This window comes from Bizionia sp. M204 (assembly GCF_023205095.1).
In the GTDB taxonomy this organism is placed as follows: Bacteria; Bacteroidota; Bacteroidia; order Flavobacteriales; family Flavobacteriaceae; genus Algorimicrobium; species Algorimicrobium hallyeonense.
Genome location: NZ_CP046242.1, coordinates 1,730,604 through 1,742,057, shown reverse-complemented (window position 1 = coordinate 1,742,057; position 11,454 = coordinate 1,730,604). Strand labels below are relative to the sequence as shown.

General features: G+C 35.9%; 12 protein-coding genes. 8 read left to right on the top strand and 4 right to left on the bottom strand.

What is annotated here, in order from left to right:
• Positions 1 to 43: 43 nt before the first annotated feature.
• Positions 44 to 1,285, bottom strand: a complete 1,242-nt coding sequence (gene pepT, locus GMA17_RS07875; RefSeq protein WP_248395062.1) for a peptidase T — start codon at positions 1,283 to 1,285, stop codon at positions 44 to 46.
• 116 nt (positions 1,286 to 1,401) lie between these two features.
• Here pepT and GMA17_RS07870 point away from each other — a divergent pair, with 116 nt between their 5' ends.
• On the top strand, positions 1,402 to 2,445 hold the full coding sequence (locus GMA17_RS07870; RefSeq protein WP_248395061.1) for a quinone-dependent dihydroorotate dehydrogenase: 1,044 nt from the start codon (positions 1,402 to 1,404) through the stop codon (positions 2,443 to 2,445).
• A 26-nt stretch (positions 2,446 to 2,471) separates the two neighbouring features.
• Here the strand turns inward: GMA17_RS07870 and GMA17_RS07865 are convergent, their stop codons facing one another.
• On the bottom strand, positions 2,472 to 4,376 hold the full coding sequence (locus tag GMA17_RS07865; RefSeq protein WP_248395060.1) for a T9SS-dependent choice-of-anchor J family protein: 1,905 nt from the start codon (positions 4,374 to 4,376) through the stop codon (positions 2,472 to 2,474).
• A 134-nt stretch (positions 4,377 to 4,510) separates the two neighbouring features.
• Here GMA17_RS07865 and GMA17_RS07860 point away from each other — a divergent pair, with 134 nt between their 5' ends.
• From GMA17_RS07860 to guaB, 7 genes are all read left to right on the top strand, one after another.
• Positions 4,511 to 5,101: a LysE family translocator gene (locus tag GMA17_RS07860; RefSeq protein WP_248395059.1), complete on the top strand. Its 591-nt coding sequence runs from the start codon at positions 4,511 to 4,513 to the stop codon at positions 5,099 to 5,101.
• Between the two features lie 51 nt (positions 5,102 to 5,152).
• On the top strand, positions 5,153 to 6,016 hold the full coding sequence (locus tag GMA17_RS07855; RefSeq protein ID WP_248395058.1) for a hydroxymethylglutaryl-CoA lyase: 864 nt from the start codon (positions 5,153 to 5,155) through the stop codon (positions 6,014 to 6,016).
• 153 nt (positions 6,017 to 6,169) lie between these two features.
• Positions 6,170 to 7,348: a hypothetical protein gene (locus GMA17_RS07850; protein WP_248395057.1), complete on the top strand. Its 1,179-nt coding sequence runs from the start codon at positions 6,170 to 6,172 to the stop codon at positions 7,346 to 7,348.
• 120 nt (positions 7,349 to 7,468) lie between these two features.
• The gene (locus GMA17_RS07845; protein WP_248395056.1) at positions 7,469 to 7,990 is read left to right on the top strand and encodes an FMN-binding protein; all 522 of its coding nucleotides are present in this window, start codon (positions 7,469 to 7,471) and stop codon (positions 7,988 to 7,990) included.
• Position 7,991: 1 nt separating this feature from the next.
• Positions 7,992 to 8,492: a hypothetical protein gene (locus GMA17_RS07840; RefSeq protein WP_248395055.1), complete on the top strand. Its 501-nt coding sequence runs from the start codon at positions 7,992 to 7,994 to the stop codon at positions 8,490 to 8,492.
• A gap of 40 nt (positions 8,493 to 8,532) precedes the next feature.
• Positions 8,533 to 9,237, top strand: coding sequence for an Insecticidal toxin complex protein (locus GMA17_RS07835; protein WP_248395054.1), 705 nt, complete (start codon positions 8,533 to 8,535; stop codon positions 9,235 to 9,237).
• Between the two features lie 73 nt (positions 9,238 to 9,310).
• On the top strand, positions 9,311 to 10,783 hold the full coding sequence (gene guaB, locus GMA17_RS07830) for an IMP dehydrogenase (protein ID WP_248395053.1): 1,473 nt from the start codon (positions 9,311 to 9,313) through the stop codon (positions 10,781 to 10,783).
• Here guaB and GMA17_RS07825 read toward each other — a convergent pair whose 3' ends face one another.
• Together GMA17_RS07825 and GMA17_RS07820 are read right to left on the bottom strand one after the other, a co-directional pair.
• On the bottom strand, positions 10,784 to 11,101 hold the full coding sequence (locus tag GMA17_RS07825) for a DUF3784 domain-containing protein (RefSeq protein WP_248395052.1): 318 nt from the start codon (positions 11,099 to 11,101) through the stop codon (positions 10,784 to 10,786).
• Positions 11,098 to 11,340 carry a hypothetical protein gene (locus GMA17_RS07820; RefSeq protein ID WP_248395051.1) on the bottom strand — a complete coding sequence of 81 codons (243 nt, stop codon included), beginning with the start codon at positions 11,338 to 11,340 and terminating at the stop codon, positions 11,098 to 11,100. Before GMA17_RS07820 ends, GMA17_RS07825 begins: the two co-directional genes overlap by 4 nt.
• Between the last annotated feature and the right edge of the window lie 114 nt (positions 11,341 to 11,454).

Genomic DNA, 11,454 nt, shown 5'->3' with positions numbered 1-11,454 from the left:
GTCTGCTAGGTGTTAAATAATAAGTTCATTTAAAAAGGGCAATCTATTTATGTTTTGATGCCGTTAATTCTGCAATTTTACAAATTACTTCTGTTGCTTTTATCATACTTTCTACAGGCACATATTCATAACGCCCATGGAAATTATGGCCACCTGCAAAAATATTAGGGCATGGTAATCCCATATAACTTAATTGCGAACCATCTGTACCACCACGAATAGCTTTAATAAGTGGTTTAATTCCTAGTTGTATCATGGCTTCTTCAGCAATATCCACAATATGCATAACAGGCTCTACTTTTTCTTTCATATTGAAATATTGGTCTTTAATTTCAATGGTAATAACCTCCCGGCCGTATTGCGAATTAATTTCGATGGCTAACTTCTCCATCACTTCCTTTCGGGCCTCAAAATGCTCCTTGTCATGATCCCGAATAATATATTCTAATGTGGTTTGATCCACTTCGCCCGTCATGGTGTGTAAATGAAAAAAACCTTCGTAACCTTCCGTATGTTCTGGTGTTTCTAATCGCGGTAACGAATTAATATATTCCGTAGCAATATACATGGAGTTTACCATTTTACCTTTAGCATAACCCGGATGTACTATTTTACCCTGAATGGTTACCACAGCCCCAGCAGCATTAAAGTTTTCGTATTCTAATTCGCCAACTTGACTACCGTCCATGGTATACGCATAATCGGCACCAAATTTTTGCACATCAAATTTATGCGCACCACGACCAATTTCTTCATCGGGTGTAAAGCCTACGCGAATTTTCCCATGCTTAATTTCAGGATTTTTAATGAGGTATTCCATGGCCGAAACGATTTCGGTAATCCCAGCTTTATCATCAGCACCTAAAAGTGTTGTGCCATCCGTAGTAATAAGAGTTTGCCCTTTATATAACAATAAGTCCTCAAAATAATCAGGTGAAAGAACAATGTCTTTTTCTGCATTTAAAACAATATCCTTGCCGTCATAATTCTCATGAATTTGGGGTTTTACGTTGGCACCAGTAAAATCTGGCGATGTATCAAAATGCGATATAAACCCAATAGTTGGCACCTCATGATTTACATTACTTGGAAGCGTTGCCATAATGTAAGCGTTCTCGTCTATGGTAACGTCTTGCATCCCAATGGCTTTTAGCTCTTCAACTAAAGCATTTGCCAAATCCCATTGCTTGGCAGTACTTGGTGTGGTATCTGAATTTGGATCGGATTCGGTATCAACTGTTACGTAGCCTACAAAACGTTTTATAATATTTTCCTTTGATATCATTTGAAATGAATTTGAATGTTTTACAAATATGGCTGCAAATTTACGATTATTGAAATTTTTATCATTTGAATTGCGCAATTTTTTATTTAGAATTACTTTTGTGCAAACATTGAAACATGTACAAAGTACTCCTCCGACCTTTATTTTTTCTTTTCGACCCCGAAAAAATTCATCATTTCACATTTTCCTTAATTAAAACAACCTCTAAAATACCTGGAATGTCCGCTATTTTTAGACGTCTTTATGTTATTGAAGATGCCAAATTAGAACGCCAAGTTTTTGGGCTTACTTTTAAAAACCCTGTGGGATTAGCAGCTGGGTTTGATAAAAATGCCGTTTTGTATAATGAATTGGTGAATTTTGGTTTTGGTTTTATTGAAATAGGAACCGTTACACCAAAAGGGCAGGAGGGAAACCCGAAAAAACGTCTGTTTCGTTTAAAGGCGGATAAAGGCATTATTAACCGGATGGGTTTTAATAACGAAGGTCTTGAAGCAGCTATTGCACAATTAAAAACCAATAAAGGAAGGGTGATAATTGGTGGAAATATTGGGAAAAATACCCAAACCAAACCCGAAGATTACACCAAAGATTACCTTAGCTGTTTTAATGCGTTACATCCTTACGTAGATTATTTTGTACTAAACGTAAGCTGTCCTAATGTTGGGAGTCATGCCAAATTGAATGATAAAGACTATTTGTTGGAATTGATAAGTACTGTTCAAAAAGCAAATACAAGTTTTAATAAGCAAAAACCTATTTTACTTAAAATAGCGCCAGATTTAAATACCACGCAATTAGATGAAATTATTGAGCTAATTGCTGAAACGAATTTGGATGGGGTTATAGCGAGTAATACGTCTGTGGATAGAAGTGGTTTAAAAGCATCACCAAAATTATTAACAGAAATTGGAAATGGTGGATTAAGCGGTCAGCCCATTAAAGACAAATCTACTAAGGTTATAAAATATCTTGCCGAAAAGAGTCGTAAAGCATTTCCCATTATTGGTGTTGGCGGTATTCATTCAGCTCAAGACGCTTTAGAGAAAATAGACGCTGGTGCTGATTTGGTTCAAGTCTATACAGGCTTTATTTATGAAGGACCTAAATTGATAAAATCCATTAACAAAGCATTATTAAACAAAAAAACACGCGTATAGCGTGTTTTTTTTGTTTTAAACTGAACTTACATTTTTATAAACTTCTTAATGACTTTGTTACCATTTAGGTTTAGGGATAAAAAGTAGGTGCCAGGTGTTAATGTAGAGACATCAATCATATCCTTCAGGGTTCCAGATGTTACTATCTGCCCTAACATATTTGTAATATTATATGTGACCTCATAGCTATTATTAGGTAATTTTACGTTCAAGGTGTGATCCTGAACCGGATTTGGAAAGATACGAACAGAATCTGTGTTAAATGTTTCTCTACTCAAGGTGTTTTGAATAAGGATATTATCTATGGCAATATCGCTACTCCAGCTAGAACCTCTAATAGCTCTAAACCTGAAACGTACCGTTTGTCCAGCATAGCTGGCTAAATCTACAGATCTATTTAAGTAGGGGTCAGCATTTGTGGATTGTTGTTGACCAATAAGTGGCGGCGTAATATCATTTATAAATCCAGAACCTGTGTCAATATCTACATGAAGTTCGCCCATTTGCGGACCAAACATGTGGTAATCAAATTCCAAGACAGCATTACCTATATTCATATCAACACAAGGTGTAATATACTCGGCTACTTCACCAGCTACAGCATTGGATCCTTCTACAAAAATATAATTGCCAGAACCCGAAGCATCGGTTAGGGGACCACTACCCGTTGAAGGCGTTGAACCTGAATTTAAAACCCAAGTAAAACTAGCGGTTGTATTGGATTTAACCGTCCAGCCACCTTCTGTGATATCCGTGGTTGAATCGAAATTACGACTTATGGGAAGGGTTTCTGTTGCACCAACTTTTATATATTCCACATAACTTTTAGAAATTGTGTTTTGCGCATTGGAAACCGTTAATTTAACATCATACAAACCTGGGGTAGTATAGGTATGGGTTGGGTTTTGGCTTGTATAATCTGTAATGTCATCACCATCAACATCCCAAGCCCAACTTGTTGCTCCATTTGAAGTTTCAGAAAATGCAACGGTCAATGCGCTTTGGCAGCTTTGGGTTACATCTGCCGTAAAATCAACGTCAATACTAGCGCAATTAAAATTATTTCGTGTTAAGGTATATGTGGCATACATTCGGGCGTATTGTTGAGGTGTAAATTCTGTGCGACATTCTTTTCTCGAGTAGGACATAACATTGGATGTCTGTGGTACATAAGAATCGCCATTGGCATCAAGATCAGCTCCGGTATATGTACATGAGGAATTAACGTTGGAATAAGACAGCGTTGGATCTGCGGGTGTATCACAAATATAATCACCTTCTGTAGAACAATTTGATCCGTCCACAAGCTCATTAGGTGTTCCACCATGGGTATGTCGTAAACTAAAAAAATGACCCATTTCATGGGCTAAAGTACTACCATTATTGGCACAGGAGTTCACCATTAAAATCGTGTCATCGCCCCCAGGGTAATAGGCATATCCACAAATAGAAGTTCCGCTACTCACTCTGGTAACAGCGTCTGTGAAATATATATTGATTAAACCGGGAACGTTATTAGCGGAAGTTAAAACGGCTTCTTGGTCATCTTGAAAATCATAATAGGCATCGCTATCGATGTAGTTTATACCATCGCATACAAAAAACTCTAAATTGGCATTGGCATAAAAACCGTTCATGATTGCCATGGCATCATCTAATTCTGTTGTTGATAAACCACCAGATCCGGCAGAGGTTCTAATAATATGCACCTTAACAGGGACAGATGTTATAGGGTTGGAAGCGCGAAATTGCGCATTGTTTAAAAAGTTTTCTTCAATCTCTAATATCTGCTGTCTATTGTTTTCAAAGAATTGTAAAGATTCTGCAGTCTCCATAGTTCCACAGTTTTGTTCTTGTGAAAATGCTGAAATTTGAAATAAAACCACAACAAGTAAAAATAAGGTTGATTTTGTTTGTGTAAAAGTAGGCATAAGCTAAATGTTTCTTAGCCCGCAATATAAAAAAAAATAACAGGTAAAATGATTTTATAATGACGCCCCGTTTCTTTTAACTATTTTTGATTTCTAAATTTTTAACACTGAACCACGATATTCTCATATCTTTTATGCTTGCAACGGCAGCTTTGGCTATTTCGCCAGGACCGGACAATATTTATGTGTTAATGCAAAGTATAACGCATGGCAAAAAGTTTGGTTTAGCAACTGTTTCTGGATTAATTTCTGGTTGTATTATTCACACCACCCTTTTAGCTTTTGGTGTTTCGGCCGTGATAAAAAATAACGATACCATATTTTTTATAATTAAATTATTTGGTGCAGCTTATCTGCTTTATCTCGCCTTTCAAGTTTTTAAAAGTTCTGGTGATTTAAGCATTTCTGAAACACAGGTTCCTAAAAAGTCTGTGGGTCAATTATTTAAACAGGGTTTTATAATGAATGTATTAAACCCTAAGGTGAGTATTTTCTTTTTAGCATTTTTTCCAGGTTTTCTTTTTAGTGATTCGCTGTCAACGGTATGGCAATTCTATATTTTAGGATTTTTGTTTATGGCCGTGTCCTTAATTATTTTTTCTGGAATAGCTATTTTGGCAGGCTCTATTTCGGTTTATATCAAAGGGCATAAGCATATTGGACTGTATTTAAAATGGCTTCAAATTGTGGTGTTTATAGGTATTGCTATTTTAATTTTGTGGTAGTTTTCATGAAAACATTTTTGTAGATACAATTCTTTAGTATCTTTGAAACCCATGAGTAAACTAGTTAAAATTATTGAATGCCCAAGAGATGCCATGCAAGGCATTAAGGCTTTTATTCCTACAGAACAGAAGGTACAATATATTCAATCGCTTTTGCGTGTTGGATTTGACACCATTGATTTTGGCAGTTTTGTTTCGCAGAAAGCCATTCCTCAAATGGTAGATACTTCCGAGGTTTTAGCGCAATTGGATTTAAGTAAAACGACGAGTAAACTACTGGCTATTATTGCCAATACACGTGGTGCTGAAGATGCCTCTAAACATGCACCCATTCAATATTTAGGGTATCCATTTTCAATCTCTGAAAACTTTCAGATGCGAAACACCCATAAAACCATTGCCGAATCTGTAGTAACCTTACATGAAATTTTAGAAATAGCTGATGCATCCAATAAGGAAGTCGTGGTTTATATTTCCATGGGATTTGGTAATCCATATGGTGATCCGTGGAATGTAGATATTGTGGGTGAGTGGACTGAAAAATTGAGTAATATGGGTGTCAAAATTTTATCGTTAAGTGATACTGTGGGAACGTCTGACCCTGAAAACATTGACTATTTATTTTCTAATTTGATACCTAAATATCCACAAATAGAATTTGGTGCTCATTTGCATACCACACCTAATAGTTGGTTTGAAAAAGTAGATGCCGCCTACAAAGCGGGTTGTATGCGGTTTGATGGTGCTATTCAAGGTTTTGGTGGCTGCCCTATGGCTAAAGACGATTTAACAGGGAATATGCCCACCGAAAAATTACTGTCTTATTTTACCACTCAGAAAAAATCAGATTTAAATGCTTTGTGTTTTGAAAGCGCTTATAATGAAGCCACTAAAATATTTAGCACCTACCATTAATTTTTTTTAAAAAATACGTTTCACGTTTTCAGCGACTTACAAGCAAATCGCTATTTTAATTTAAAATAAATCTAAATAAACTTGTCCTAAGTAAAATTGCATATTACTTTTGCACACGAAAATTTAACTATTTATATTAAATCTAAATAAACGATGAAAAAATTACTACTAGGAATAGCCATCTTTACAAGTGCTATTACATTTTCACAAACCGTTCCAGACTCTTTAAACATTAGTCCAAAAGATCAACAAAACTCTGCACAACGCATTTTGTCAGGAAATGTGAGTTCTGGGGTTACGGTGGGAGGTTATGGCGAAGTGACTTACAATCAGCCTGATGGTGACAACGGGGAATTAGATGTTCAGCGTTTGGTGTTATTATTTGGGTATAAATTTAGTGATAAAGTTCAGTTTGTTACAGAAGTAGAACTGGAACATGTTGAGGAGGTTTTTGTGGAGCAAGCTTTTTTGCAATACAGCATAGCGGATAATGTAAATTTAAGAGGTGGTTTAATGTTAGTGCCAATGGGTATAGTTAATGAATACCATGAGCCAACCACTTTTAACGGGGTAGAAAGACCAAGCATGGATAAAAGCATTGTGCCCACTACATGGCGTGAAATTGGTGTGGGTGTTTCAGGGCGTTTTAATGATATTTCTTTAGGATATCAGGCTTATATATTCAATGGATTTAAATCTGTAAATTCTGATGGAGACGGTGTTATTACTTCCGGAAAATTAGGTGGAAGCAATGGTATTCGAGGTGGCCGTCAAAAAGGAATTCAATCAACCGTTAATTCGCCTAATTTTTCTGCTAAATTAGATTATTACGGATTGCCAGGATTGCGTTTAGGACTATCTGGATATTTTGGAAAAACACAGGCACCTGATGATGTAGATATGCTGGATGGCGCAACCGTTGGTATGAGTATGGTAGGTTTTGATGCCCGATACGCCAAAAAGCGTTTTGCAGCTCGCGGTCAGTTTATTTACGCGAACCTAACCGATACGGAAGCTTATAATGTAGCAACTGGTAGTGATTTAGGAAGTGCCTTACAAGGTTGGTATTTAGAAGCAGCTTTTAACTTATTACCTCAAACTAAAAAGCAACAACTTTACGCTTTTACACGCTATGAAGATTATGATACACAGGCCTCTGTAAGTGGTGATTTGGTTAGAAATGATGCTTATAATAGAGATGAATGGACTTTTGGTTTAAGTTATAAGTTAACACCAGGCGCTGTTGTGAAAGCCGACTATCAAATAAAAAATAACGCTTCAGAATTTGAAACACCCAATCAGCTAAATGTTGGAATTGGTGTTTGGTTTTAAGCCGTTAGTTTATTGATTTAGTTTTTATTTGTCTTTTAGCTAAAGTAGGTTGGTAAACCACTTTAGCTATTAGACATTATAGTCATAAAATGCGCTTAGTATTTTTAGTATCTTTGCCCTATGAATTTAAAAATTGCGAGTATTATCATTTTATTAGGTTTGTCTGTTGGTCTATCCAAAAGCATTCAGAAAAAAGTTGATGCCGAAATAGAAAACACATTTGACATTGAAACTTTTTCCTTTAAGGAAAAAGTAATTTCACCTAGCGTAGCGAAAACATTGCCAGCTACTTTTGAAACGGATAATTTTTTTGAAATAAAAACTGAAAATAAATTACTAGGCTACGCCTATGTTAATAAGGCGCCAAGTAAAACCGATGATTTTGATTATTTGGTATTATTGGATACGGATTTGGTAATTGTTAAAACAAAAGTACTGGCGTATCGTGAAGATTATGGAGGCGAAATAGGCAGTAAACGTTGGCTTAAACAGTTTATTGGGAAAACGCAAAATGATGAACTAAAATATCAGCAGAATATTGTGGCTATTTCAGGTGCTACTATTTCTGTTAGATCTATGACCAATGCGGTGAATAATCTTCTCAAATCGCTTAAAATACTTCGTTCTAAAAACATACTATAACATGCAACTTAACGGCCTTATCTATTCCTTTCCAAAAGAAATTAAACTGCTAATTGGGGCCTTTGTAATTGTGTTAAGTGTTGGTTTCTACACCGGGTTATTATTTGTTTCAGAGACCTCCTCGACGAATCCTAATGGTATTGAAGAACAATATTTAGGTAATGAAAATGATGAGTCTGCTACTGTTATGAAGTTTAAAAAAAGCGAAAAGGAAATGCTCACATTGGTTCATAACCATATACTGTCCATGTCGTTAATTTTCCTTTTAGTCGGTTTAATTTTGAGTACCACAGAACTTAATACGAAACTTAAGACTTTATTACTTGTTGAACCGTTTATTTCCGTGCTCTTAACCTTTGGAGGTTTATATTTCTTGTGGTTAGAAATTTTTTGGATGAAATACATCGTCATGCTTTCTGGGTTTTTAATGACCTTAACGTACACAATTTCCATTTTAATTATTTTAAAGCAACTCTTTGTTTCTAAAAAACGGGTTCTTTAATTTTTTCTTGTATTTTGCTTTATATTTTTAAATCGTTTTAATGATTAAATATTGCTTTATACTCATAAGTCTGTTGCCTTTAACAAGCACTGCTTCAGAATGGCCATGCCTAAAAGTTTATCAACAAGAAACGGGCCAATCTGTGTTATCTGAAAAGGATTGGTTAACATCAGACAGGCGGAAAAACACCCACGTCTGGCAACAAGCCAATACATTTAATTTAGAAAATCAATTAGCTTCAGAGTACAGCACCATAAAGCAACGACGTGATTTTTACCAATGGTATTATATGGCAATATCTGACAAAGGACACGAGGTTGTATGGCCAAAAATGGCACATTATATTTCAACCAAATTACGTTTAACCAAAGCATTTCCATTCACTATTTTTACTAATAAATCCATTAAATCATATGCCAATCAAGGCAGTGAAACGGTTTTTAGGCAAGTATTTTCAAGTTTAAAAACGCTTTATCATTCGGAATCCATTTTAAAATCGGAAGCCGCTTTAGCTTGGGATGAAACTATATTATATAAAGAGCAGTGGGATTGGATCCAACCTATTTATAATGATATTGATGAAAACACGTTAAAAACCATTGAAAAAATGGCAAAAGGTAACGGATTTTATAGTTTGATGGTACCGAAAGCCATTCGATTTGAAGGCGATATTTCTAATCAGAATTCACGGTATCAGTATGCTTTAAACCAATTGCGTATGTATTGTAAAAAACGCTATGAATAATTTATAAGAAACTTAAAACAATTTTCTTTATATAAATTGTATATTTGCACGCAATTATAACTGTAATTGCATCATGATAGCACACACCAACAAAATTTTAGGAGAAGGATTAACGTATGACGACGTTTTATTAGTACCAGCATTCTCTGAAGTTTTACCTCGCGAAGTCAGCATTAAGTCCAAATTTTCAAGAAATATTACGTTAAATGTACCTATTGTATCCGCTGCTATGGATACGGTAACCGAGAGTAAAATGGCTATTGCCATGGCGCAAGAAGGTGGTATTGGCGTACTTCATAAAAACATGACTATTGAGGCGCAAGCATTTAAAGTACGGAAAGTAAAACGTGCCGAAAGTGGCATGATAATCGATCCGGTTACCTTGCCTTTAACGGCCATAGTTGGTGATGCCAAACAAAATATGGCGGAATATAGTATTGGCGGAATTCCTATAGTTGATGACCATGGTGTTTTAAAAGGTATAGTTACCAACCGGGATTTGCGGTTTGAAAAAAACAACGACCGTCCCATAATAGAAGTTATGACTTCTGAAAATTTGGTTACAGCCGGAAAAGGTACTTCTTTACAAGATGCTGAAGGTATTCTCCAAGAAAATAAAATTGAAAAACTTCCAGTAGTTGATGCTAACAATAAATTGATTGGGTTAATTACGTTCCGTGATATTACGAAACTGACACAAAAACCAAACGCCAATAAGGATTCTTTTGGTCGTTTACGTGTAGCCGCAGCTATTGGTGTTACGGGTGATGCCTTAGCACGTGCCGAAGCATTAGTGGCAGCTGGTGTTGATGCTATTATTATTGATACGGCTCATGGACACACTAAAGGTGTGGTAACTATTTTAAAGCAGGTAAAGGCCAAGTTTCCACAATTAGATGTGGTTGTTGGAAATATTGCGACACCGGAAGCGGCTAAATATTTAGTAGAAGCCGGAGCAGATGCGGTTAAAGTTGGTATTGGACCTGGATCTATTTGTACCACACGTGTGGTGGCAGGCGTTGGATTTCCGCAATTTTCAGCAGTTTTAGAGGTGGCAGCAGCTATAAAAGGTACGGGTGTCCCAGTAATTGCAGATGGCGGAATTCGTTATACGGGAGATATTCCAAAAGCTTTAGCAGCAGGAGCGGATTCTGTTATGTTAGGATCGCTTTTAGCAGGAACTAAAGAGTCGCCAGGCGAAACTATAATTTATGAAGGTCGAAAATTTAAGTCCTACCGTGGTATGGGTTCTGTAGAGGCCATGAAACAAGGAAGTAAAGATCGATATTTCCAAGATATAGAAGACGATATTAAGAAATTAGTACCTGAAGGTATAGTAGGGCGTGTACCCTATAAAGGGGAATTGCATGAGAGTATTCATCAATTTGTTGGTGGGTTACGAGCCGGAATGGGATATTGTGGCGCCAAAGATGTGGAGACGTTAAAAGAGACGGGACGATTTGTGAAAATAACAGCTTCCGGAATCAATGAAAGTCATCCTCATGATGTTACTATTACAAAAGAATCGCCTAATTACTCGCGATAACTAATCGTTTTCAGAATCCTTTTTATACGCCTTGGAATTTGCCTTTATCAAGAGAAACGGCACACCCAATAAAGTGGCTATAATAATGCCATAAGCACCTATTTGTTCATTGTCCAACCATTTGGAAAGTGCATAGCCTATAAGTATAATGCCAGCCATGCTATACATGACTATGGCAAACAAGCGTGCTATTTTTTCAATATTATAAGTTGCTTTTTCGTCATCAGACATGGTGTTGAAGCCTGCAATTAAATCGTAGAATTTAAAGTTGTAGACTAATATGGCACAAATAATAAATATAGCAGCTGTTAAAATCATAATGTTTCGGTATAAAGTTGACCACGATGAGGTTTTAACGCATCGCGAATGGGTTTCATGATATTTTCGGGAACCACCATAAACGCAATGGCATGCATATCATTCTCGGCATGAAAACCTGTGATTTCTAAATCTAATTTTTGACTTTGAATGTATTCTTTTAAATGAATTTCATGATGTTCTGCAATTTTTAAGGCATCTGGCCCTCTAAAATCCCAAATTAATTTTAAATCTCTCATGGTGCAATTTTAGATTAAATATCGTTTAAATAGAACAAATTTCATATTAAAATTTCACTTTTTGTATTATTTTCAATAGCTTAGTGAATAGATTTTTACCTAAAATAGCGCATT